Source organism: Paraglaciecola arctica BSs20135 (assembly GCF_000314995.1).
Taxonomy (GTDB): domain Bacteria; phylum Pseudomonadota; class Gammaproteobacteria; order Enterobacterales; family Alteromonadaceae; genus Paraglaciecola; species Paraglaciecola arctica.
In genome coordinates this window covers 221,410-244,379 of sequence record NZ_BAEO01000062.1, presented here as the reverse complement: position 1 = coordinate 244,379, position 22,970 = coordinate 221,410, and the positions used below count along the sequence as shown (strand labels likewise).

Here is a 22,970-nt window from a genome sequence, read left to right as displayed (position 1 = left end):
TAACAAACAACCGGTTACCCAATAAATAAGTTAAAGTATATTTTACGCAAACCTAAGAAAGATTTGGTAGTTTTAATAGCAAAATATATTAATCTCTGGTGATATACCACTTCAGTTTTTTGGCGTCAGCTTTCTCAGTAACTATATAAGATTGAAGACCTAAATATGGCCAACAATTTTCAGCTGAAGTTTTGATGCAACTAGGTATGTAATTACCTTTGCTAACACCACAAAGTAGCTCGATTTTCCATTTAACTAAGGTTAATTAATAGCAGTTCACAGCTAGCAAAGAGCCTGCAATATTGCAGGCTCTTTCACTTTATCTCATCAACCTATAGAATCAGCTTAGGGGAATTCTCCTCAACAATCATCTTTAGACTACGACCAGTAAATCTATAGAGATAGATAGGTCGTGAGATAAATAAATAGCGGGAGACTATTATTGTGAATAAAAGACTTAAACTCGGCTCATTATTTGCCATCAGTACTATGTATGTTAGTTCTGTTTTGGCCATCACAGTCACTGATAAAGCCAACAAACTGGCGCAAGAAAATATCATTATTGACTCCCATATCGATGTGCCTTATCGCCTCGAAGAAAAATGGGTTGATGTCACCAAAGCTACAGAAGACGGTGATTTTGATTATCCTCGTGCTAAACAAGGCGGCCTCAATGCACCTTTTATGTCGATTTATATTCCTGCCAGTTTAGACAACTCCGCCAATTCGACTAAGTTAGCCGACAAGCTGATTGATTATGTTGAAGCCATAGTCGGTCGCGCCCCTGACAAATTTGCGATTGCTAATAGCACCACTGAAGTCGAACAACAATTTGCAAAAGGTTTGATTTCATTGCCATTGGGCATGGAAAACGGTTCTCCAATTCAAGGTGATTTAGCCAACCTGCAACACTTTTATGAACGTGGTATTCGTTACATTACACTGGCACACTCACAAGCAAATCATATTGCTGATTCATCATATGATCTGCGCCGCAAGTGGAAAGGACTTAGCCCATTCGGTAAAGAATTAGTAGCAGAGATGAATAAAGTAGGTGTATTAATTGATATTTCTCATGTATCTGATGCTGCTTTTTATCAAGCCCTTGAAATTAGTAAAACCCCCGTCATTGCCTCACACTCTTCATTACGTGCTTTTACGCCAGGCTTCGAGCGTAATATGGATGACGATATGATCAAAGCATTAGGAAAAAATGGTGGCGTGATCCAAATTAACTTTGGTTCGACCTTTGTTACTAAACGCGCCAATGTCTGGAGTAAAAAACGTAGCGCAGATCAAAAAAAGGCAGCGGAAGAGTTGGGCAAAGATAGTGATGAATTTAAAAGTTTCAGTACTAAATATGCTGAAGAAAATCCACTACCCTACGCCACCTTAGACAGCGTATTAGATCATATTGACCATGTTGTTAAGTTAATTGGTATTGATCATGTGGGCATTGGTTCTGATTTTGACGGTGTCGGCGATTCACTACCTACCGATCTAAAAGATGTCTCCGCGTACCCTAATTTAATACAAGGTTTATTAAATCGCGGATACAGTGATGCACATATTATCCAAATCCTCAGCGGTAACTTTATGCGAGTATGGAAAGCTAACGAAGACTACGCAGCTAAACATTAGTAAATTCAGAGACTAAACTAGTCACAACCACTATACCCATTAGGTTGTGACTAGGTACTTCTCACTTCAATTTTGTGCTATTTCTCCATCTCGCTTAAGCAACTTTAACAATCAAATACGACTAAAGTTTAATTGTTGCCTCCTCCTTTAGCCGCTAGGCTATAGGTCAACTCACTGTAGTACTGTGAATTGAGTTTAAGGAGAATAACTATGATAAAACAGATAATTAATCCATCTGTAACGGACAAATCCAATACTATAATTTTACTGGTCGATAATGATCGCCGCAGTACCGCGATTTTAAGCAATTCACTAGAGCAATTATACAAGGTACATGTGGTTCATTCGGGTGAAGAAGCCATCGAATTTTGCCAGCAAAGACTGCCAGATTTAATTTTGCTAGACGTGATGATGCCGAACTTGGATGGCTATGTCACCTGCAAAATACTCAGAACATTAGAGGGAATGAAAGACTGCCCAATTATATTTTCAACGTCGCTAACAGGTATTGAAGACGAAATAAAATGCTGGGAAGCAGGAGGCACCGATTTTTTAGCTAAACCAGTCTCACCGGTGACCTTATTAATGCGTGTTCAAGCACATATTCGCTTAAAATCTCAAAGTGATACGTCTAAATTTTCAGCTATTCTTGATGGTATAACGAGATTACGCAAAAGACGTCATTTTGATAATTATAACCTTCATGAAGTAAACGCAAACTGCAACAATGATACTGAATTGTAGGTGTTTGTCGCCATAACATCTCAAGATCCTATGGTGACAAGAATTTTTGTGGCTGAATTTCGTAAACTCAATATTAATGACCTTAGGTTTAAGGTTAGAAAGGGTATTGATCAATTCGAAAAACAAGCCCTAACTAACACACAAGATTACCTACAGTTAGGCCATTAAAAACCTATCGCGACCATTCTGCTTAGCCAAATATAATTGTTTGTCGGCCTGTTCAATTAGTTTTTCAATATCTAACGAATCCTGTTCAACAATAGCACCACCAATGCTTACGGTTAGCTTTTTAAACGGCGAACCTAAATGCGCTATATTAAGTTCTTGAATAACTTCGATTAAGTGTTCACCAACATGTTTAACCCCTTTTGCATCGGTGTTTGGTAACACAATCACAAATTCTTCACCACCATAACGGGCAACACAATCTGTTGGTCTATGAGTCACTTTGGTGAGCGCTTGAGCCACTACTTTTAAACATTCGTCACCTTTAAAGTGACCATAAGTGTCGTTATAGCTTTTAAAATAATCGATATCGATCAACAACAAACCTAGTGGTGTTTTGTTTCTTGCAGCTAACTTAGATTGTTCTAGAATAGTGCTATCAAAAAAGCGCCGATTTTTGATATTAGTTAATCCATCAGTAGTAGCTAAGCGCATAAGTTCATCGGTTAATATTTTTACAGATGAAATAGCGTTAATTCGGTGACGTAAGGTTTTAATAGAAAAAGGCTTACTAATAAAATCAACACAGCCAGCGTCCCAACATTTATCTTCTGATTGAGGGTCAGACTCAGCTGTAATAAAAACAACCGGAATATCTTTTGTAATTAGGTTACGTTTCAAAATACTACAAGCTTCCAAACCGCTCATGCCCGGCATATTAATATCCATAAGCACTATATCTGGTGGGGTACTTTCACAAAAATCGACTGCCGCTTGACCATTAGTTACATGATGAGTGACATATGTATCTGACAAGGCCTGGGTAGAAATAATAGCACTGATAGGGTCGTCTTCGACCACCAAAACAACCACTTTCTTTGAAGAAAGTGTATCGTTAACAAAAGACTCTAGCTGGATAAATCACTCCTTAACTAATGGTTTACCACTGTGTGAATTGGCAATTATATTATAAAGATGGAAACTAGCATATTCAGTTTAGAAAGTTTAAAAAACTAATCAACGCGCTGCTTATGGGGCTAACTTAGTTACAACATATAACTGCAATTTTCAGTTTTGGGTAACTGAATTCTGTGAAATTCTGTGAACACACATGTACCTTGAAGATACATGTGAATTAAATTTTAGCGACACAATTAACTGTTTACTCAGGCGTATCGAGTTTGTCTTGAGTTTTAGTCTCAAAATCACTGGCATCGTTACGCTGACGTAATTGCCCTTGTGGTTCACCCCAACTACGGTTTACCATCTTACCGCGCTTCACAGCCTCTCTTGCGTCAATTTGTTTAGCCCAGCGCAGTAGGTTTTTATATGAAGTTACATCTAAAAATTCAGCGGCTTCATATAACTTTCCTAACACCATTGCGCCATACCATGCCCAGATAGCTATATCGGCAATAGTGTATTCGTCACCACAGATAAATTCTTTGTCAGCTAACTGGATATTGAGTACATCAAGTTGGCGTTTCACTTCCATTGCATAGCGGTCAATTGGATATTGATACTTTTCTGGCGCATAAGCGTAAAAATGTCCAAAGCCACCACCTAACATTGGCGCACTGCCCATTTGCCAAAATAACCATGACATACACTCTGCTTTTTTAGCTGGGTCGCTAGGTAAAAAGGCGTTAAATTTTTCTGCCAAATACAACAAAATGGAACCAGATTCAAATACACGAGTAGGTGGATTAGTGCTGTTGTCCATCAAAGCAGGTATCTTTGAATTAGGGTTAATAGCCACAAAATCACTGCCAAACTGTTCACCTTCCATAATATTCACTATGTAAGCATCATATTCAGCTTCGGTAAAACCAGCTGCTAATAATTCCTCTAACATTACGGTGACCTTCACACCATTAGGCGTAGCCAATGAATGTAACTGTAATGGGTGTTTACCTACTGGTAATGTTTTGTCGTGAGTAGCGCCTGCTATAGGGCGATTGATACTGGCAAATTTTCCGCCACTAGCAGCGTCCCAGGTCCATACTTTTGGCGGGACATAAGTTTCATCTGTCATATTAAGGTTTCCAATTTTTGTAAGTGGTTTGCATATAAGTAAGCGTGAACGTGATTAATCTTTCATTTTATATGGGGTTAAAAAACCAAAGATAAAGCGCTACAACAAAAACCGACCTTAAAACAAAAAAAAGGGCTTCAATTACTTGAAGCCCTTAATATAAAAATGTGATCAACCACTTAGGTTAGTATTCCCACCAAGACTGTTGCCACCATTCTAAAAATTCATCAAAATCGATATACCCATCGTTATTTTTGTCGATTAAACCAAATCCTTCTTCAACATGACTAGCTTTGGTTTTGGGCGATAAAACTGTTAACAATTCAATAAACTCACGTAAGCCTATTGTGCCGCTACCGTTCTCATCAAAGAAATCAAATTCTTTGCGGGCTTCAACAATTCTTTCTGGAGTTAATACTTTTTCAGGCATAATTTTTTCAACTTTTGTTATATTAAGGCAAGTCTAACGCTAATAACAACTAGGTGTCTATGACACATTAGTATTAGTCCATCATTCGGTTAATTTATCAACCGTTACTTTTACCCATAGCGGTGCGCTGGGCACGACGGACCGCCCCTTTTTGTTGGCGTCTTAGCTTGATTGCTTTACGAGCTTCTAAGCCTAAATGTTCTTCTTGGCGATCTCGAGCAAGGTTAACTTGTTTTTCACGCTCTCTAAAACGAGCAAGCTGTTCTTCGCTATGTTTACCGTGGCACTTGGGGCAACTGACACCCGCTTCAAATACGACACTTTGTTTATCTTCTTCAGTAATAGGCAAACGACAGGCATAACATTGGTCGTAATGGCTCTTCTCTAAATCGTGATTCACCGCCACGCGGTTATCAAATACAAAACAATCACCTTCCCACAAGGTATTATCTTTAGGTACTTCTTCTAAATACTTAAGAATGCCACCTTCAAGATGATACACCTCATCAAACCCCTGCTCTTTTAAATAGGCAGTGGATTTTTCACAACGAATTCCACCGGTGCAAAACATCGCCACTTTTTTGTTTTTAGCAGGGTCTAGGTTGTCTTTCACATATTGAGGAAACTCACGGAAAGACTCAGTATTAGGATTCACTGCATCTTTAAAAGTGCCAATTTCAATCTCATAATCGTTACGAGTATCAATTAACAATACATCAGGATCAGAAATCAAAGCATTCCAATCAGCAGGTTTAACGTAAGTACCCACTGTCTTGCGAGGGTCGATGCCTTCAACACCCATAGTCACAATTTCTTTTTTGAGCTTAACTTTAGTGCGATGAAAAGGTTGGGTTTCGTCAAGAGACTCTTTAACCGAAATAGGATTAAGTCGCTCATCTGCGTTTAACCATTCAAGCAATGCATCTATGGTTTGGCGAGTGCCAGAAACAGTACCGTTAATACCCTCTTCAGCGAGAAGCAAAGTCCCTCTAATATTATTAGACTCCATAAACTGGAGTAATGGTTCACGAAGTTCTTCGAAGTTTTCAAGAAAGACAAATTTATATAACGCACAGACGACGTATTTTGATGATTCAGACATAGCTACTACCTTGCGAGTTGGGGCGTAATCCCAGAGCAAAAAATTTGGGGTGGGATGGTAGCAGGTTGTGGGGTTTTGCGTCAACGCTTTGGGCAATGCTCGAGCATTTTTGAGCTTTGAGCTTTGAGCTTTGAGCTTTTAAAGCATGCGCTTACGCTTACTGCCATCCATGGCTTTTTTCTCACAGAATCCCTTCTGTGCGATTTACTTTTTACCTACAGCCGCAAAAAGTAAACAAAAAGGGCCGCTCGCTAAACTAGGTTCTTCATCCAATTATTTTTGATATTCAGCAGGTCGTCACAATGTGCTCCCGGCACTCTGTGACTCAATTTGCATCCATGCAAATTGACCTACTAAATATCAAAAATAATTGGCGAACATACATGCGAGGATAGAGCAAGAGCATCGGCTTAGCCGACAACAGCTTAAGTGGCTTCGCCACAGGCTAGAAAAAGCTAGTTACCTTGGATGTCCTGTTAATTTTGTTGAGGTGAATGGTTTCAAGAAAATGGTGAATCGGCTTGTAATTGTTCGGGAACTTAATTTTTATTTAAATAAATCAATTACAGGATTAACATGTTAGCCATGTTAATTCGTACTGACAATTCCATCTTCTTGCAGTTTTTTGTCGTGAAATGGACATTGATAAGACAAAACATCATTAACGGAGAAATAAATTGATGAATCGAATCGCTGTTTTATTCGTTGTAAGTATTGCAATGACTCAGGTCTCGACAACGACCTACGCCGAAGAGCTCAAAACGAGCGAAGAGATGTGGGAAGAATGTGGCACACTGAGGAAGTCTGGTAATGCTGACAATAAGTTAGTACGCCATTGTTCTATAATGTGCCGCCACGTTGGTCAGATTAAGGATTTAAGCAAAGCGGAGGTGGCGTTCAATACGTGTAAAAGCGCATACACGGACGCTATTAATTCCTTTGTTGCCTTCACACCTGAGCAGATAGCGGCCTCGACTCCGACGATCATTGAATTGGCAGATATCGAAGGTGTCTATTTGAGGGCAACCCGCGGCCGCATTCATTTACGTGCTGAAGGGCGAACGGATTGGCAGACCCATTGCAATGAAATGGCCGGCGTTATTATCCCAGACAATATTAAATTTTTTCAAACAGTAAGGCCTAACTATCGGGTGCGCCTCGTAGGCGTTAGCTACGCTCCGGCCGGAGTAAAAGACCGAGCTATAGGCTGCTTAGCCAAAAGCGCCGTCATTCTTGAACCGGTTGGACATGATTAATAAATTAACTGACTCAGAAAATTACCAAGACAGCCATGTTTATTCATTTCAACCATTCATAATAGGCTAAACAGTTAGTTAAAATTAGCGACAAAGAAGAAATTAACAAGACACCCATCGTAAGAGGACAAGAAAAATCGGCATAAATTAACAAGACACCCATCGTAAGAGGACAAGAAAAATCGGCATCGCCGATACCCGCTTTGGTGGCTCCGCCATTGCATTTTCCGCATTTCAAGTTTCAGCTAAAAATGACTTATTCTTGGGGCAAAGAATTAACAGGACACCAAGAATTAACAGGACACCCATCGTAAGAAGACAATAATTAGCAGCAAGAATTAGCAGGACACCCATCGTAAGAATTAGCAGGACACCCATCGTAAGAGGACAAGATAAATCGGCATTGCCGATACCCGCTTTGGTGGCACCGCCACTGCATTTTCCGCATTTAAAGTTGCAGCACAAAAAGTAACTAGCTCGAAAGGACTCGAGACAAAACCATCATGGATGATGGCGCGAAGCGTGCTTTTGATTTTTTACAAAGAGTTAAAGCATGCGCTGGCGCTTACCGCCCTCCCGCGCGGCGTCCGCATGGCTTTTTTCACACGAAATCCCTTTCTGTGCGACCTGTAATAGAAGGCAGTAAGCATTAGCGCATGCTTTTATTGCTGTAAACCTGTGGTTTTAAAGAACAAACCTAAATCGCACGATTTAATTAAATTGATTATTTCACACGAAAAATTATAATCTTACTATACGTTCAATTATGGAACTTAAACATGATCACGCTAACAGCAAATGATGCTAAACGAAATTTTGGTGAGCTACTTCTAAATGCTCAACGCGAACCAGTTAAAATCAGCAAAAACAGCAAAGATACCGTGGTCGTAATGTCGATCAGAGATTATGAAGAGCTTGAAGCTATGAAGGCTGAATACCTTAAACACTGCTTCGAATCTGCTAAGCAAGACTTAGCTAAAGGACATGTCCTTGACGGTCAAAGCTTTTTAAATGCGCTATAACGATCAGTATGCATAAGAAACAATACAAACTGAGCAAGTTAGCTCAGGAGCATTAACGTAAAGTAAAAAATTACACGATTGAAAACTTTTCCAAATTACAATGGCAAATCTATAAAGAAACGCTCTTAACTGGATCCCAGATGCTAGCTGATAATCCAGGGGTGGGGAGAAGTTGCAATGAAATATACCCCCACGGATTTTATTTCCCAGTAGGTAAACATACGGCTTATTTCACCAAAGAAAATGGTTTCATCCTAGTTGTTGCAGTCTTAGGGCAATCACAGCTCCCACAAAAACACTTTAAATAGCTGCTAAGTTTCAACCTAAGGCAAGCTGATAGGTCAGGTTCATTGAAAAACTCTTTAAAAAAAATTTACAAGACAACCATCGTAAGAGGGTAAGAGAATTCGACTTCGTCTATTTTCTCTTTGGTGACTCCGCCACTGCTCTTCCGTCTTGAAAGTTTCAACTATCACGGTAGTAAATACCATCAATGAGTGACAGCAGAATTGCTTTATGCCGTGGAAGGTTCGTTACTGCATCTTTAGCGGCCACAAAATTTCCATCCAGTCGCATGCTTATGTAACCGTGAATCATTGACCATATCGCAATTGCATCTGTCTCGATGTCCACGCGGTGCTTTACTTGGTCTTGTCGCAGTAATGAAAGTAGGGCTGAATAGACGCGATCCATTTCCGTAGCAAGTGCTGGATCGTCTTGGTCAATGAGCTGGCGTTGCCAGAGTAGTTGATAGCGATTAGGGGGGTCGAAAGCAAACTGGAAACAAGTTTCAGCGAAGGCTTGAATAGCCTGTTCTGGTTTATCGGCTAAATCAGTTACCGCCTCTATGGTGAGATCAGCCAATTCCGCAAAAATTTTTGCCGCGATGGCGGTCAGCATTACTCGCTTGGATGGAAAATGGTTAGCGGGCGCTGAATGGGCCACACCTGCGTTGCGTGCTACGGCGCGGATAGTGACGCCTTCGACTCCTTGAGAATCGAGCAGTGATAAGCCCTCTCTAAGCAATACTATTCTTAGATCTCCGTGTTTTTGCCCCGCGGTACGTTTCTGTTTTGCTTTCAAATTGAAACTGTCCATATAATTCCTTAAACTGACACTGTCCATTTTAACACCGGCTTGGATATTTACCAGCTGCAGATAGTCCATTAAGGGGCCAAAGACTCGGGCTACACCTTCTATTGATTTATTAATAACAACGAGGGATCCAATGAACTCAAACCACATTTTATGGCCTGTTCTAGCGCAAATTTTTCTGACCCTGATAATGTTCATTACGCTTGGGGTGAGGAAGGCCAAGGCAGTAAAAGCCAGTGCAGTAAATCGCCAGCAAGTGGCATTAAATAATAGAGTATGGCCGGAGGCTGTGGTCAAGGTGTCCAACAACATTGCCAACCAATTTGAAACTCCGGTGTTGTTCTACGTTCTGTGTTTGGTGTTCTACAGTATTAATGCTGCAGATATAGTTGCCATAGGTCTCGCATGGTTGTTCGCGCTGAGTAGGTTCGCTCATGCTTATGTACATATTGGTTCCAATTATGTCCCAATGAGACTGCGGTTGTTCTTGCTTGGGTGCTTTGTATTGATTGCGATGCTCATACTAGCCGCTTGGAAACTAGCATCAGTATAACCAGTTCAGGCTGCACATTGATGCCTTCAAACAAACGCTTTAAATTCGACTCCAAATGAAGCCTATAATGAACTAGGTGGTGCACTTTCAATTAGAATCTAAGTCGCAAGATAAGCATTAGTTTATTGTTTTTCATCTACATTTTTCAATAGTTCAACTCTTTTACCTCAACAATAAATATTTATTGTGTATTGTACAGACGAGTTTTTAATGAATGCTAGGTATGCATCTTTTGTTATACCAATCCTATTAAAGAAGTGACCAAGGGACACCACTTAGCTATTCGGTGGAACAGGTTTTCAATGTTTGTGTATGGACTGTAATGGAGATTTTGTGAATAGATTTATTTTGGCTTTAATAATCTGCTTATCAGCAGGCGCATTTGCTACAGAGTCCATCGACAAAAATGTGATCAAAAATGTTGGAAATATACATTCTGTCTCACTTGATGCTCAGCAAAATATTTCGATTTATTTACCTGATGAATATGCTGGAAATAATCAACAATACCCGGTGATCTATGTTCTAGATGGTGAAAAGTATTTTCTTCACTCGATTGCCTATCAGAAAGCACTTACTTGGCAGGCTAAATCTCCAGCTTTTATTGTAGTGGGCATTAATACTGAAAACTTAAATCGCAGAGAATTACTTGGCAAGAAGTCAGTTGAGTTCATAGATACACTGCAGAATCAGATTGTTGGCTATGTTGAAAAGCATTACCGCACCAATAACATGAAAATGTATTTTGGCTGGGAAATGGCGGGAGGTTTTGCATTGGAGCTGTTTGCAAAACACCCTAATCTTTTTGATGCTTATTTTCTAGCGAGTTCAACCCATTTTACCAAGAGTCGGCTTGATAACTTTAGCGAAGTATTAAAAAATAGAGTGCTAACTAATAAGTTTTTTTACTACACATTAGGTAGTGTCGAATCTTGGTCGTTAACATCTCATGAAGCCCTTTCCCAAATATTGACTAATCACAGTAAGAAGGCTGTTGAGTGGAAATTTTATTTATCAAAAACTGATGATCATTATTCAACTCCTCTTGATACTTTTAACAAGGGACTTACTCGCTATTTTAGCGACTATTCACCCATAAGATTTTACACGATTAACGAATTTAAAGACTTTGGCGGTATTAAGGCTCTAAAAGCCCACTATAGAAATAGAGGAAAACAATATCAAATAAGTACAGATATCCATGATGATACTAAACATTATTTACTGAACCTGTCGGTAAATGAAGCTAACTTTACTTTCTTCAAACTACTATTGAGTGAATTTGATGGTTTTATTGAGGGCTTTAATTATCCCTTTGGATTTATAAAAAAATTAGGCCAATTTTACGTAGATAATGGCGCAACTGCGGATGCCATTTCCTTATATAAATCGGAGTTAATCAAAAATCCACAATCTCATGAATTACGCAGTGAACTAGCCAAATTTAGTATGAATTAACGAATTAACCATCGTAAGAGGGTAAGAGAATTCGACTTCGTCTATTTCTTCATTGGTGACTCCGCCAAAGCTCTTCTGTCTTGAAAGTTTCAACTATCACGGTAGTAAATACCATCAATGAGTGACAGCAGAATTGCTTTATGCCGTGGAAGGTTCGTTACTGTATCTTTAGCGGCCTCAAAATTTCCATCCAGTCGCATGCTTATGTAACCGTGAATCATTGACCATATCGCAATTGCATCTGTCTCGATGTCCACGCGGTGCTTTACTTGGTCTTGTCGCAGTAATGAAAGTAGGGCTGAATAGACGCGATCCATTTCCGTAGCAAGTGCTGTATCGTCTTGGTCAATGAGCTGGCGTTGCCAGAGTAGTTGATAGCGATTGGGGGTGTCGAAAGCAAACTGGAAACAAGTTTCAGCGAAGGCTTGAATGGCCTCTTCTGGTTTATCGGCTAAATCAGTTACCGCCTCTATGGTGAGATCAGCCAATTCTGCAAAAATTTTTGCCGCGATGGCGGTCAGCATTACTCGCTTGGATGGAAAATGGTTAGCGGGCGCTGAATGGGCCACACCTGCGTTGCGTGCTACGGCGCGGATAGTGACACCTTCGACTCCTTGAGAATCGAGCAGTGATAATCCCTCTCTAAGCAATACCATTCTTAGATCTCCGTGTTTTTGCCCCGCGGTACGTTTCTGCTTTGCTTTCAAATTGACACTGTCCATATAATTCCTTAAACTGACACTGTCCATTTTAACACCGGCTTGGATATTTACCAGCTACAGATAGTCCATTAAGGGGCCAAAGCCTCGGGCTACACCTTCTATTGATTTATTAGTAACAACGAGGGATCCAATGAACTCAAACCACATTTTATGGCCTGTTCTAGCGCAAATTTTTCTGACCCTGATAATGTTCATTACGCTTGGGGTGAGGAAGGCCAAGGCAGTAAAAGCCAGTGCAGTAAATCGCCAGCAAGCGGCATTAAATAATAGAGTATGGCCGGAGGATGTGGTCAAGGTGTCCAACAACATTGCCAACCAATTTGAAGCTCCAGTGTTGTTCTACGTTCTGTGTTTGGTGCTCTACAGTATTAATGCTGCAGATATGGTTGCCATAGGTCTCGCATGGTTGTTCGCGCTGAGTAGATTCGCTCATGCTTATGTACATATTGGTTCCAATTATGTCCCAATGAGACTGCGGTTGTTCTTGCTTGGGTGCTTTGTATTGATTGCGATGCTCATACTAGCCGCTTGGAAACTAGCAGCGGTATAACCAGTTCTGGCCATACACAAAGTCGTAGACTTTGTGCATGGTTGCGCCATTAAAAAAATACGCAAAAGTAACGAATTAACAAGACAGCCATCGTAAGAGGGTAACCTAACCATCAATATCGATGCCAATACATTGCTCACTTCAATAAGGTCATGAATCGGCTTGTAAAGACTTCTTCGAAAGCCGCCTAGAAAAGGTATTTGAGTATTAAGATAGACACGGCTTGGAGTAACAGATACCGTCATTGATCTTCTCATCAATCACTTAAGCCAAAATTGTAGTCAAATGTCCGTCTTTTTAGGTAGTAATAGGGGTAACTGCTAATATTTTAACGAACCAAAACGTTTGAAGGGTTAGCAATTTTTTCACCAGCAAAATAGGGAGCATTTATGAAAGTGTCTTTAACTAAGTTTATTTCAATCGCGGTATTATCCTTAACCTTTATGTCTGCCAGCGCATTGGCTTCGCACCACAATTCGCAAAGGTTAGATATTTTCGAAACCGTAGTGGCCGATCCTTCACTTACCACTTTGGTCACCGCCATAAAAGCAGCTCGTTTGGAAGATACTCTTAAAGGAAAAGGGCCATTTACCTTATTTGCCCCTTCTAATGCCGCCTTTGTAGAACTATCTGAGGGCACTTTAGGTGATCTATTAAATGTAAAGAATAAACAAAAACTAGCAGCCATACTCACTTATCATGTTGTTGCAGGTAAGATGATGGCAGCGGATGTGGTGAAGTTAAATAAAGTGAAAACAGTTCAAGGTGACGACATTGTTATCGATAGCTCAGATGGTTTTAAAATCAACAACGCCACTGTGATCAAGACCGACATCATGACCTCAAATGGTGTGATCCACATTATCGACAGGGTTATCTTACCTGAAATCTAATATACATCTGCCTATACCTAGGGCGAATAAAATTAACAGCAATTAACTAAACAGTCATCGTAAGAGAGCAGCCCTATTATACCATTCCGCATAAAGAAGTGACCACTCAGAAATCACCAGCCATTTTTGCACAAGGCGTCACTATGCAGGAATGGCAAGCCCTTTCAAATAGTGAGAACGAAGTGCAAGAATGGCTGGTGCTTTCCCTTTAGGGCGAGTTTTAAAAGGGCTTACTCTGCGTTGCTCGAATTCGCAATAGAATAACTATTACTTCATTCAAGCGCCTTGATTAAGCCCTTTTAAAATCTCGCTGAGAGGTCACTTCTTTATGCGGATTGGTATTAAGGAAAAAATGTAGTTGGCTAAAATGCGGAGCGGAACCAGCCAACTGTTTTTGTCCTTTCTTAATTTTTGTTATATTTTTAATGACTTACTGTCTTTGAGAATACATTAATAACTACAACACCAGCCAAAATTAATACCATACCGATAATTGCTGGTAAATCTGGTATTTGTTTATACAAAACTGCACTTATTGATGCAATTAAGATAATTCCCATTCCAGCCCAAATTGCATAAGCGATGCCTACGGGAACAGTTTTAAGGACTAAAGACAGGAAATAAAATGCGATTGCATAACCAATTACACAAATAGTGCTAGAAGTGGAATTAGAAAAACCATTTGACGCCTTGAGTGCTAATGTGGCTATAACTTCAGCACCAATCGCAATTGCTAAATACCAGTAACCCATTCCCAACCCCTTGATAAAAATATAACAATATTAAATGCCAGAAAAGATCCGTGTTTATACACGGCTTTTTTCCGACTTTCTACATATCTCAGTTCTATCACAGCCATTATCCTTTGGAAGAACGATTTTAAGTTTTTAAAGTTAGGAATTACAAATTTTTAGGGACGGATGTCTTCTTTAGCTTAAATGCTTGCTGAGTGAGCACTTATCAACACGGATTGGTAAATAACCTGAACTCGGGATAAGCCATACCGTCCAGCACCGCTATTATTGCGCCTATCTTCGTTGAACTTGCTCTCAATAGCTGGCTATTCCTTCACAAGCTCGCCTTGATAAACACAATAATATCAGCACTGGATGCATTAAATGACCGAGCAAATCAATTTAAAACGTCTAACCTACTGTTTTTTTTTAATTAAATTTTTATTATGTTTCGCGGCACGTTTTAACCTGAATTCAGGTTAAATATTAATCAAGCGCCAAAATAAAGCTGAAGATTAGCTATTTTTTTCTTCTGTGCTGCTTTACATATTGGTTAGGGCTCTGAAGGTTTGTGGGCAACATAGTAGCGATAGTAACCAATGCAACTGCTTCCAACAAAAATGACTTCTACGAGAATACCTACTGGCGTCCACAAAAGAAGGTTATGCAACAACCACACTGAGCCACCCGTAATCATCATCAAACGTAAAAACCGGTCATTTTTACTAAATGATCCAATAGTAATGAAAATAGTCGCAAAAAATCCAATTATGCTCAATATTCCTATATAGGTGGATACCGTAATGATTAAGCTAACACACAGGGAAGCCGCTGAAATCCATTGAAACTTCCACTTAATTGAAATCAAAAAGCGAATACTTGAAAATAAAAATATATAACCTGCCGTAGGTTGCTCAAGCAATAGGTAATGAAAACCATTAAAGAAGCAACTAACTGATAGCGCTGCCAAAATATAGTTTTTGTTTTTAAGTTGCATCGCTCCACATTCAATAATGAGTGTGACAGAAACAAGCAATTGTGAAAGTAAAAAGTCGGGCATTATAGTTAGTCAACTTAAAAGAAAAGGGGCTCTGCAATACTTTTAACATTTGCCAATGAGCGATGTTAGAGGTGTTCTTCAGTTTATACAGAAAATTAAAGTAATTAAGGGTTAAATATTGTTCAGGGTTATAACGTTTTAAAAAGGCACTCAAAGTAATAAACTAACCAATCACAGCGTAATCAACAAGTATAAAGTACTGCTGTTATTTGGATCCTGTGGTTTTAAAGTTGGGAGTTTAAGGGACGCGTGTCTCTTTCTTCTTTACCTTCACTCTTTAACGTTCAGGTTCTGTGTTGCCTCATGGGTTTCCTGAAACTGGCAAAGAGCTGCCGCCTCTCCCAAAATTCGTTTTAAATAGCGTCATAACTCAGCTCTCCCTTTCAACACAAAACAAATTTATCAATTAAATATCAATAACTTATTCATTCACATTGCAGCTTTACGCAATCTTTACATTAATTGGACTTATTAATGCTTTCGGTATAACTGATTTTAATTAAAGGGAGCAACCAATGAGTATAATGTCTATAGGTGGAGGCGTTGATCCTTCTGCCCGCAAACAGGAACAATCACAACAGCAATTTGATATTGCCGATACTAATCAAGATGGAACCGTTAGTGCGACTGAATTTATGGAAGCATTAAGTACACAAGGTGTGGACAGTGCTAGTTCTGCTGATATGTTCAGTGATATGGACGGCAATGGCGACGGTAACCTATCCCAAGATGAGCACAATAAAGCCATTCAGGAACGCGACCAAACAATGGCTCAAATGATGGCGCGTATGGACGGAGAAGTCGGTTTATATGGAGCACCAGATGCTAGCAAAGAATCTCAGTTTGATTCCTTTAAAACCATGTTGTCTTCTATCGCTAATGACACTAAAGATCAAAATACAGCCACTCAGCTAAATGATCTATTAGCGGAATTAAAAAACGATGGTTATTCAAAAGACGGGGTGCAACGTTCAGTTGAATTAATGAATAAAGTCGCCCCACCAATCAATACCACCGCATAAATAACGGGAAGTTGCCGTAAATCCTCTTAGCTCTGATAAAGCATCAACCAAACTTTAAACCTGTGGTTGATGTTTTTAGCTTAAGTGCAGGTAATTCCCGCTAATTAACAAGACAGCCATATAGGAGTGCAATACAATCGGCTTTGCCGAAACCTACTTTGGTGGCACTGTCACTGTTTCCGCTTTATTGGTGCAGTTAAGAAATTTAGTAACGGCGGCATTTTGCAAAGTACATCATTTTTATCAGTTAAGATTTAAGTTGTAATAACTATATGTATCATGAGGATAATGACGGGGATCGCGATATCTCTAATCACGATCCGATTTCAACTTTGATTAGATTTACGATGCTAAAGGAACAGAAATGAACTTGACTGCATGGCAACATTCAAACCGCCTAATTCAGGATAAAATATGAAATCACTATTACCGACTATTTTAATCAGTTTAACCTTAGGCGTGGGGCTGGCTTTATACAGCGAACTTGTGACGGCGCAAGAAAATACCTACTTAAGTGATATCACAATACGAGAGCAAGACAGGCAGTACCGTTTATTTGTCCCTTCTAGCTATGACAAAAGCCAATCTATGCCTGTCGTTTTGAACTTTCATGGCACTTCAGCCAGCCCCGCTCAACAGGTTGAAATTTCAAATATCGAAACACTGGCTCAACAACACGGCTTTATTGCGGTGTCTCCCGCTGCGATTTATCGCCGCACGCCTGAAGGCCCAAAGACTTGGAATGTAGACAAAGACCCGCTTGGTGTTGATGATGTGTTTTTTGTGCAAACGCTAATCGCACAGCTAAAACAACAATATAACGTCGACAACAATGGAATTTATGCCATGGGTTTTTCCGGTGGAGCAAGAATGAGTAGTCGTCTAGCATGTGATTTATCCAAACAAATTGCGGCCATTGGTCCTGTTGCTGGTGTCCGCTTTCCAGAAGATTGCCATCCAGCCAGAGTGGTTCCGGTAATTACTTTCCACGGAAAAAAAGACGGCGTAAATCACTATGTCGCCAATGATGACTCACCGCCTTATTGGCGCATGGGAGTCGAACCAGCCATTAGCGGATGGTTGGATAACAATCATTGTGTCAAACAAGCACAAAATACTGATTTAGGAGAACAAGTCACACGTCTGACTTATAGCCAGTGCCAAGACCATGGCGACGTTATATTTTATCAATCCACTAGAGCGGGTCATACTTGGCCAGGCAGCAAAATGGCCGATAAATTGGCCAGTTATGGATTGGGCGCAACGGATAAACATATTCCTGCTACTGAACTCATTTGGAGTTTTTTTAAAGAACACCCTCTACAATAAACAAACCATTTAAAGGCGAGTGATAGATACTTTTTAGTCACTAAAACAAACCTGATCGCCATCGAAAATGGCAATGCAGTAGGCAATGCCGATACTCGCTTTGGTGGCTCTACCACTGTTTTTTCGCATTTAAAGTTTCAGTAAAAAATGGCTTATTCTTGTGTGAAAATGCAATCCGTTCGTCATGTTCGAGTAAAGTCAAAAAACATCAAGGACGTTGACACAAAGCCGACTTCTTACTCTGATTGCACTGTTACTTGGTAATTTAACCATTATTACCTTTTATTATTCTGCCACCATGGCAAACTATAACAGCGTATTGTCTTATCTAAGTTGTAAATGAAAGCTGTAACATTTTTTAGAGTTGTACCCTTTTCGTTGTTCCTTGTGCTCGCTATATGTGTTGATAGCATGGCGGCTATTTCCTCTTCTGAGCCTAAGGTTAAACTCTCGTCTTCTGGTATATGTCACGACCAAACTAGTGCCTCATTCAATCGCACCAAAAATTACCAAGCCTTTGATTCTGTTGCTATTTGCATCGAACAGGGTGGACGGTTACCTAAGGCAAAAACCAAATCAATAGATAAAGCCACCGATGAAGCTATTGAGCAAGGAAGAGCTTTTGTCGCGCTTTACGACAGAAGTGATTGGCCCCATTGGTTAGACAGTGATAAAGATTGTCAGAATACGCGACATGAATTGCTGATCAAAACATCTACAAAAGCCGTTGCTTTTAAATCAGACAAAGAATGTAATGTGCTTTCGGGTCAATGGTATGATCCCTATTCCAATGAAACCTTCACCCTATCCACAGATTTAGATCTAGATCACATAGTGCCTTTAAAGTTTGCCCATGGCCGTGGCGCTAGTCTGTGGAGTAGAAATCAAAAGGCATTATTCGCTAATGATAGTGAAAATTTAATTCTGGCTCAGGCGTCTTTGAATCGTCAAAAAGGTGCTAAAGGCATTTCTGATTGGCTGCCCCCAAATCATCAATATAGATGCGAATATATTACTCACTTCAACAAAGTCATGAGTAAATATAACTTAGCATATATCCCATCAGAACAGCGCATAGTTAACCGCCTAGTTAAAGCCTGTAGCAAGGCTACTTAACTTACAGAAGCTCGCTAGCAAAACCATCATATAACTAATACTGCAATTGAATATTACAGCACAAAAAAGATTATTTTTTAGACTCTTCAAAGCCCCCCATTTAATTGCAGTAGATGTTATTCAGCATATCCATAAAGACTGATGACAATTTTACTGTAATAATTTTCTAATAACGCGGTCTGTTGCAATGCTTACTACTAAGTAACTTACAAAGCCTACGTTAAAAAAGCGTTAGCCCTTTTTATTTGCATCCAAGGCTTATAAACATAGCCTTAATCAAACTAACGAATACCCAGCCTATTTTTTGGCTGAATTTAAGGAAATTAAATGAGTGAAACCATGCCAAACCAATCAATCTCTAATGATGTTCAAAACCGTTTACAGTGGTCTTTATTAGCCCTAAGACTAGGTGTATTTGTTGTAATGTTAATGTGGACCATAGATAAGTTCGTCAACCCTGGTCATAGCATTAAAATATTTGAACATTTTTATGCTATTTCAGGTTTAGGCGAAAACATTGCCTACATTTTGGGTGCGTTACAACTGGTACTAGTTTTCGCATTCGTTGCAGGTATTAAAAAGCGCATCACTTACGGACTTATATTTTTATTACATGGTGGTTCAACGCTGTCTGCCTTTGCTAACTATTTTGATGCTTTTAATAACCTGTTGTTTTTTGCTGCATGGCCAATGTGGGCAGCCTGTTTTGCTTTGTATTTATTACGTGATGCAGATACTAAATTCACCCTAGGTAAAGCGGCATAAAAAGTCAAGACACACCCTCCAGGGCACGGAAGCCGTGGAGGTAACTCATTTAATCGAATACGTAATAATTGAATCGCATTAACAGAGATTTTTTATAAACTTTAATCCTAAAAATACTCTGCGGCTAAAACCTCTCCCCTTTCAAAAACTATTCCTGTGCCATAACCAACTTACCATTGTTATCAACTACCAGTAAGTACGAAGCACCAAAGTTACCCGCACACAGATCAATGTTGTTATTGGCAACTTTCAGCCCATCAGCACAACGACTAACGCTCAGGTAATCGGTGACTTTACCTTTTTCAGTGGTCAATACTTGACTACCGGCAACGGCAACATCGTAGCTGCCGTTGGCAAACAAACGCACGTTAAACACATCAGAGATATTATTCTGACTTTTTTTAATCACTGAAATATCCCTCTCTCCAGAATATTCCCAAGCAATGACCCAAAGATTGTCATCTTTGCTCAAAATAGAGGTTATGCGATCTTCTTTGTTAGCGTTGACACTGTCTTTAACACCCAAATCAAGCATATTGTTAGTGACTTTGTAACTGTAGTTATAAATGCTAGCCACTTCGTTTTTGGGTACGTCGCCAGAGACTAAATTGTCACTATCAAATAGACCACTCCCCCCAGTACTAATGCTCCGTTTTTGAGCATAAAAATCAGCCATGTAACTCAATGAGTTTACGAAAGATATCTCTACCTCGTGAGTTAGCTTATCATCCAGTTTATCTGAGCTATCAAGGCAGCCAGTTAATGCTACTGTTAGGCTAAGCGTCAAAGTAATAACGAGTTTTTTATTGCACATTCTCATAACATTCTCCATAATTTTTTAGTTGATTTTGTTTTAAAGCACAACTACTCAAACCAACCTAAATATTAAAATAATCAATTTAAATCAATATCTTAAAATGTAAGTTGTTTAAGGAGTTAATACGAAAATGCTAACATAGCGACTATAAGTAACTAGTTGATAATTGTTGGAAGTTGTAGCTAACTATTTATACTTGTAGCTTATGCCAATTTGGCAAGTGTGCTGCTACTGGCATATTTCCCTAGCTGTAAATCGGAGTTAACCAACCCTTAAATGTCTCTTTGACGCAGTAAATCAACCTATGGAAACCCTAAAAGTTAATTTAATAACGTTGATGTATTTGCACAACGATACAATTAGATACAAATATTCATACCGTTTTAAGGTCAAATAGTAGTTACTATTATGTGTACGCTCAGATGGAAATAATATTTTGTATAAATTATTAGGTTATTGGTTTGCCCCTGTAACCCTAACAGTATTTTTCGGGCTGAACTCTTTGATGGCCACAGCACAAACGGCAAACGAGGATAAAAATGGAAACGGCGGTTTTATAGAAGCCAGCTTTGCATTTGCCGCCCTCGACAGCCGTTTTGTAGACGCTCCCCAGCATTTTGGTACTTTAATAGATATCAGGATCAATTATCAATGGAATGGTTTTTTTATTGAGGATAAAGGGCTAAGCGCATTAGGGTTGCCGGGCCTAGGTTATAATTTTTATTCTGACCCAACTTGGACATTTGATGTGTATTTGAGTGAAGTACATAAAGGAATTGCTACTGACTATTCTGATACAATAAATAATGAGCAAAGTGGTCTAATTGGTATTAACCCAAGGGATTCAGATAACCGACTTGGATTGCGGGCCACTCATTATTTAGATGAAACGAGCGCCCTGAGGGTGTTATTTGCACCCATTTCCAGCCTTGGAAACCATGATACACATTTGGCCTTGTGGTATGGCAAAACATGGCAATATTTCAATGCAAATTTTCATACAACCTTCAGCGCCCAATTTGATAGTAGTAAAACACTGAATTACTATTATGGTGTTTCAGAGTCTGAAGTCAGTGATAAATTTACAGCCTACAAAGCGGGTAGTGGTATGACCCTAGGTGCAGAATTCGGTATCAGTTACCCCTTGGCAAAAGATTGGGTGCTTGAAAGTTCATTGAAGCTAACCCGTTTACCCAGCAGTATTTACAACAGCCCCATTGTTGCCCCAAAAATTGAAACATTTGCACATATTTCTATTGTCTATGTTTTGTTCTAAGGGGAATAACGTGGCATGGATTAGCAGAGGTTTTGTGAAGGTTGGTTGCTATATCAGCCTAGCTTACTTTGTTGGTTTAAGTCATTTGGTGTTGGCAGATACCCCCATGCAAGCAACATCTACAAATGAACTGCGCATTCAACCTAATACTTGTGTATCTCTGCATCGTGACCAAGCTTGTTTTGTTAATCTTAAAATGAGCTGGCGCGCAGCTACTAGTAACAATTATTGTATATATTCATCAGCTCAAGATACACCTCTGAAATGTTGGGTCGCCAGTACCCAAGGGGTATTAACTCAACAATTCGGTACAGACAAAATTCTACATTTTTACCTAAAATTAGAGAAAAGCAACATTGCGTTAGCAGAGTCTGAATTAAAGGTATCTTGGGTGTATAAAAAACAACAAAAATCTCGTTTAACCTGGCGCTTATTTTAATGAATGAAAAAGTAGTACAAATATTGTTAGTTGAAGATGACGTTTCGTTATCAGATTGGATACGCGACTATTTAAATAACAAAGGATTTCACGTGACCCAGTGTATGCGCGGCGATGAGGCTGTTTTAGCCATTCCTCGCTTGCAACCTGATGTAATAATACTAGATGGTATGTTGCCCGGTTTAGATGGTTTTGAAGTATGTAAACAGGTTCGACAAAATTACTCTGGCGTTATTATTATGCTCACTGCCAGAGACGAAGAAATAGATGAAGTAATTGGCTTGGAGCTTGGTGCTGACGACTACCTAACCAAACCTGTGCGCGCGCGAGCTTTACTTACTCGTATGAATAAAGCCATAGCGACTAAAGCTAACATGGCAGCACATTACCAAACCGCAAAATCCCAGCCAACAATTGAATCACCACAAGAACCGTCAAAATTGACCTTTAAAAGTTTGCAGGTAGATAAACTGTCTCGTAGTGTGACCTTAAACAACCAATTGATTAAGGTGTCTTCAAAAGAGTTTGATGTATTGTGGATCTTGGCGTTAAGCGCCGGTACTGTTATTTCAAGAGATAGCTTGATTAGCCAATTACGTGGTATTGAGTATGACGGATTTGACCGTTCTATCGATCTGCGAATTTCCAAATTAAGAAAAAAATTAGGTGATGAATCTCGCGATCCTTTAAAAATAAAAACCATCTGGGGTAAGGGCTACTTATTTGCGCCTGATGCATGGTAGTTC

At 39.5% G+C, this 22,970-nt stretch carries 24 protein-coding genes and 1 pseudogene; 16 read left to right on the top strand and 9 right to left on the bottom strand.

Annotation, left to right across the window (positions count from 1 at the left end):
• Positions 1 to 489: 489 nt before the first annotated feature.
• The gene (locus tag GARC_RS21385) at positions 490 to 1,641 is read left to right on the top strand and encodes a dipeptidase (RefSeq protein WP_226989286.1); all 1,152 of its coding nucleotides are present in this window, start codon (positions 490 to 492) and stop codon (positions 1,639 to 1,641) included.
• 210 nt (positions 1,642 to 1,851) lie between these two features.
• Entirely contained in the window at positions 1,852 to 2,385 is a 534-nt protein-coding gene (locus GARC_RS21380) for a response regulator (protein ID WP_052151548.1), read from the top strand.
• Between the two features lie 156 nt (positions 2,386 to 2,541).
• On the opposite strand, the gene GARC_RS21375 is transcribed toward GARC_RS21380, so the two are convergent.
• The 4 genes from GARC_RS21375 to trhO all read right to left on the bottom strand — a co-directional run bounded on the left by GARC_RS21375 (position 2,542) and on the right by trhO (position 6,117).
• Positions 2,542 to 3,411, bottom strand: a complete 870-nt coding sequence (locus tag GARC_RS21375) for a GGDEF domain-containing response regulator (protein WP_226989284.1) — start codon at positions 3,409 to 3,411, stop codon at positions 2,542 to 2,544.
• Positions 3,412 to 3,712: 301 nt separating this feature from the next.
• Positions 3,713 to 4,585, bottom strand: a complete 873-nt coding sequence (gene yghU / locus GARC_RS21370; RefSeq protein WP_007624343.1) for a glutathione-dependent disulfide-bond oxidoreductase — start codon at positions 4,583 to 4,585, stop codon at positions 3,713 to 3,715.
• Positions 4,586 to 4,769: 184 nt separating this feature from the next.
• Positions 4,770 to 5,015, bottom strand: a complete 246-nt coding sequence (locus tag GARC_RS21365) for an EF-hand domain-containing protein (RefSeq protein WP_007624341.1) — start codon at positions 5,013 to 5,015, stop codon at positions 4,770 to 4,772.
• Between the two features lie 97 nt (positions 5,016 to 5,112).
• On the bottom strand, positions 5,113 to 6,117 hold the full coding sequence (trhO, locus tag GARC_RS21360) for an oxygen-dependent tRNA uridine(34) hydroxylase TrhO (protein ID WP_007624339.1): 1,005 nt from the start codon (positions 6,115 to 6,117) through the stop codon (positions 5,113 to 5,115).
• 680 nt (positions 6,118 to 6,797) lie between these two features.
• On the opposite strand from trhO, the gene GARC_RS21355 reads away from it, so the two are divergent.
• The 3 genes and pseudogenes from GARC_RS21355 to GARC_RS21345 all read left to right on the top strand — a co-directional run.
• Positions 6,798 to 7,373, top strand: coding sequence for a hypothetical protein (locus tag GARC_RS21355; RefSeq protein ID WP_007624334.1), 576 nt, complete (start codon positions 6,798 to 6,800; stop codon positions 7,371 to 7,373).
• 779 nt (positions 7,374 to 8,152) lie between these two features.
• Positions 8,153 to 8,395 carry a type II toxin-antitoxin system Phd/YefM family antitoxin gene (locus GARC_RS21350; RefSeq protein WP_007624332.1) on the top strand — a complete coding sequence of 81 codons (243 nt, stop codon included), beginning with the start codon at positions 8,153 to 8,155 and terminating at the stop codon, positions 8,393 to 8,395.
• 71 nt (positions 8,396 to 8,466) lie between these two features.
• Positions 8,467 to 8,703: pseudogene (locus GARC_RS21345) on the top strand (type II toxin-antitoxin system RelE/ParE family toxin); the annotation flags it as partial.
• Positions 8,704 to 8,860: 157 nt separating this feature from the next.
• Here the strand turns inward: GARC_RS21345 and GARC_RS21340 are convergent.
• Entirely contained in the window at positions 8,861 to 9,787 is a 927-nt protein-coding gene (locus tag GARC_RS21340; protein ID WP_226989264.1) for a TetR/AcrR family transcriptional regulator, read from the bottom strand.
• On the opposite strand from GARC_RS21340, the gene GARC_RS21335 reads away from it, so the two are divergent.
• Together GARC_RS21335 and GARC_RS21330 are read left to right on the top strand one after the other, a co-directional pair.
• A complete protein-coding gene (locus tag GARC_RS21335; protein ID WP_264370928.1) occupies positions 9,681 to 10,043 on the top strand; it encodes an MAPEG family protein in 363 nt (120 codons plus the stop codon). The genes GARC_RS21340 and GARC_RS21335 overlap by 107 nt on opposite strands.
• 333 nt (positions 10,044 to 10,376) lie before the next feature.
• On the top strand, positions 10,377 to 11,501 hold the full coding sequence (locus GARC_RS21330; RefSeq protein WP_007624316.1) for an alpha/beta hydrolase: 1,125 nt from the start codon (positions 10,377 to 10,379) through the stop codon (positions 11,499 to 11,501).
• A gap of 89 nt (positions 11,502 to 11,590) precedes the next feature.
• Here GARC_RS21330 and GARC_RS21325 read toward each other — a convergent pair whose 3' ends face one another.
• Complete coding sequence (locus tag GARC_RS21325) at positions 11,591 to 12,223, bottom strand: TetR/AcrR family transcriptional regulator (protein ID WP_007624315.1); 633 nt, start codon at positions 12,221 to 12,223, stop codon at positions 11,591 to 11,593.
• A 130-nt stretch (positions 12,224 to 12,353) separates the two neighbouring features.
• Here GARC_RS21325 and GARC_RS21320 point away from each other — a divergent pair, with 130 nt between their 5' ends.
• Both GARC_RS21320 and GARC_RS21315 read left to right on the top strand, forming a co-directional pair.
• Positions 12,354 to 12,773 carry an MAPEG family protein gene (locus GARC_RS21320; RefSeq protein ID WP_039990202.1) on the top strand — a complete coding sequence of 140 codons (420 nt, stop codon included), beginning with the start codon at positions 12,354 to 12,356 and terminating at the stop codon, positions 12,771 to 12,773.
• 389 nt (positions 12,774 to 13,162) lie between these two features.
• Entirely contained in the window at positions 13,163 to 13,666 is a 504-nt protein-coding gene (locus GARC_RS21315; RefSeq protein ID WP_007624311.1) for a fasciclin domain-containing protein, read from the top strand.
• Positions 13,667 to 14,088: 422 nt separating this feature from the next.
• Here GARC_RS21315 and GARC_RS21310 read toward each other — a convergent pair whose 3' ends face one another.
• The gene (locus tag GARC_RS21310; protein WP_007624309.1) at positions 14,089 to 14,418 is read right to left on the bottom strand and encodes a DMT family transporter; all 330 of its coding nucleotides are present in this window, start codon (positions 14,416 to 14,418) and stop codon (positions 14,089 to 14,091) included.
• 535 nt (positions 14,419 to 14,953) lie between these two features.
• Complete coding sequence (locus GARC_RS21305; protein WP_007624304.1) at positions 14,954 to 15,460, bottom strand: YgjV family protein; 507 nt, start codon at positions 15,458 to 15,460, stop codon at positions 14,954 to 14,956.
• 515 nt (positions 15,461 to 15,975) lie between these two features.
• On the opposite strand from GARC_RS21305, the gene GARC_RS21300 reads away from it, so the two are divergent.
• The 4 genes from GARC_RS21300 to GARC_RS21285 all read left to right on the top strand — a co-directional run bounded on the left by GARC_RS21300 (position 15,976) and on the right by GARC_RS21285 (position 19,692).
• Positions 15,976 to 16,482: an EF-hand domain-containing protein gene (locus tag GARC_RS21300; RefSeq protein WP_007624303.1), complete on the top strand. Its 507-nt coding sequence runs from the start codon at positions 15,976 to 15,978 to the stop codon at positions 16,480 to 16,482.
• 414 nt (positions 16,483 to 16,896) lie between these two features.
• Positions 16,897 to 17,811, top strand: coding sequence for an alpha/beta hydrolase family esterase (locus GARC_RS21295; RefSeq protein WP_007624301.1), 915 nt, complete (start codon positions 16,897 to 16,899; stop codon positions 17,809 to 17,811).
• A gap of 339 nt (positions 17,812 to 18,150) precedes the next feature.
• Entirely contained in the window at positions 18,151 to 18,927 is a 777-nt protein-coding gene (locus GARC_RS21290) for an HNH endonuclease family protein (protein WP_052151546.1), read from the top strand.
• A gap of 327 nt (positions 18,928 to 19,254) precedes the next feature.
• Positions 19,255 to 19,692 carry a hypothetical protein gene (locus GARC_RS21285; RefSeq protein WP_007624295.1) on the top strand — a complete coding sequence of 146 codons (438 nt, stop codon included), beginning with the start codon at positions 19,255 to 19,257 and terminating at the stop codon, positions 19,690 to 19,692.
• Positions 19,693 to 19,840: 148 nt separating this feature from the next.
• On the opposite strand, the gene GARC_RS21280 is transcribed toward GARC_RS21285, so the two are convergent.
• On the bottom strand, positions 19,841 to 20,512 hold the full coding sequence (locus GARC_RS21280) for a hypothetical protein (protein ID WP_007624292.1): 672 nt from the start codon (positions 20,510 to 20,512) through the stop codon (positions 19,841 to 19,843).
• Between the two features lie 433 nt (positions 20,513 to 20,945).
• On the opposite strand from GARC_RS21280, the gene GARC_RS21275 reads away from it, so the two are divergent.
• Genes GARC_RS21275 through GARC_RS21265 form a run of 3 tightly spaced genes read left to right on the top strand, consistent with a single transcriptional unit; the run spans position 20,946 to position 22,967 of the window.
• On the top strand, positions 20,946 to 21,785 hold the full coding sequence (locus GARC_RS21275; RefSeq protein ID WP_007624290.1) for a MipA/OmpV family protein: 840 nt from the start codon (positions 20,946 to 20,948) through the stop codon (positions 21,783 to 21,785).
• Between the two features lie 10 nt (positions 21,786 to 21,795).
• On the top strand, positions 21,796 to 22,224 hold the full coding sequence (locus GARC_RS21270; RefSeq protein ID WP_007624288.1) for a DUF3019 domain-containing protein: 429 nt from the start codon (positions 21,796 to 21,798) through the stop codon (positions 22,222 to 22,224).
• Positions 22,224 to 22,967 carry a response regulator gene (locus tag GARC_RS21265; protein ID WP_007624286.1) on the top strand — a complete coding sequence of 248 codons (744 nt, stop codon included), beginning with the start codon at positions 22,224 to 22,226 and terminating at the stop codon, positions 22,965 to 22,967. Before GARC_RS21270 ends, GARC_RS21265 begins: the two co-directional genes overlap by 1 nt.
• Positions 22,968 to 22,970 lie beyond the last annotated feature (3 nt).

Bases quoted from the DNA above. Each gene is read 5' to 3' on its own strand.
- GARC_RS21385 (WP_226989286.1), top strand. From the start codon at position 490: ATGTATGTTAGTTCTGTTTTGGCCATCACAGTCACTGATAAAGCCAAC.
- GARC_RS21380 (WP_052151548.1), top strand. From the start codon at position 1,852: ATGATAAAACAGATAATTAATCCATCTGTAACGGACAAATCCAATACT.
- yghU (WP_007624343.1), bottom strand. From the start codon at position 4,585: ATGACAGATGAAACTTATGTCCCGCCAAAAGTATGGACCTGGGACGCT.
- GARC_RS21365 (WP_007624341.1), bottom strand. From the start codon at position 5,015: ATGCCTGAAAAAGTATTAACTCCAGAAAGAATTGTTGAAGCCCGCAAA.
- trhO (WP_007624339.1), bottom strand. From the start codon at position 6,117: ATGTCTGAATCATCAAAATACGTCGTCTGTGCGTTATATAAATTTGTC.
- GARC_RS21355 (WP_007624334.1), top strand. From the start codon at position 6,798: ATGAATCGAATCGCTGTTTTATTCGTTGTAAGTATTGCAATGACTCAG.
- GARC_RS21350 (WP_007624332.1), top strand. From the start codon at position 8,153: ATGATCACGCTAACAGCAAATGATGCTAAACGAAATTTTGGTGAGCTA.
- GARC_RS21335 (WP_264370928.1), top strand. From the start codon at position 9,681: ATGTTCATTACGCTTGGGGTGAGGAAGGCCAAGGCAGTAAAAGCCAGT.
- GARC_RS21325 (WP_007624315.1), bottom strand. From the start codon at position 12,223: ATGGACAGTGTCAATTTGAAAGCAAAGCAGAAACGTACCGCGGGGCAA.
- GARC_RS21320 (WP_039990202.1), top strand. From the start codon at position 12,354: ATGAACTCAAACCACATTTTATGGCCTGTTCTAGCGCAAATTTTTCTG.
- GARC_RS21315 (WP_007624311.1), top strand. From the start codon at position 13,163: ATGAAAGTGTCTTTAACTAAGTTTATTTCAATCGCGGTATTATCCTTA.
- GARC_RS21310 (WP_007624309.1), bottom strand. From the start codon at position 14,418: ATGGGTTACTGGTATTTAGCAATTGCGATTGGTGCTGAAGTTATAGCC.
- GARC_RS21305 (WP_007624304.1), bottom strand. From the start codon at position 15,460: ATGCCCGACTTTTTACTTTCACAATTGCTTGTTTCTGTCACACTCATT.
- GARC_RS21300 (WP_007624303.1), top strand. From the start codon at position 15,976: ATGAGTATAATGTCTATAGGTGGAGGCGTTGATCCTTCTGCCCGCAAA.
- GARC_RS21295 (WP_007624301.1), top strand. From the start codon at position 16,897: ATGAAATCACTATTACCGACTATTTTAATCAGTTTAACCTTAGGCGTG.
- GARC_RS21290 (WP_052151546.1), top strand. From the start codon at position 18,151: ATGAAAGCTGTAACATTTTTTAGAGTTGTACCCTTTTCGTTGTTCCTT.
- GARC_RS21285 (WP_007624295.1), top strand. From the start codon at position 19,255: ATGAGTGAAACCATGCCAAACCAATCAATCTCTAATGATGTTCAAAAC.
- GARC_RS21280 (WP_007624292.1), bottom strand. From the start codon at position 20,512: ATGAGAATGTGCAATAAAAAACTCGTTATTACTTTGACGCTTAGCCTA.
- GARC_RS21265 (WP_007624286.1), top strand. From the start codon at position 22,224: ATGAATGAAAAAGTAGTACAAATATTGTTAGTTGAAGATGACGTTTCG.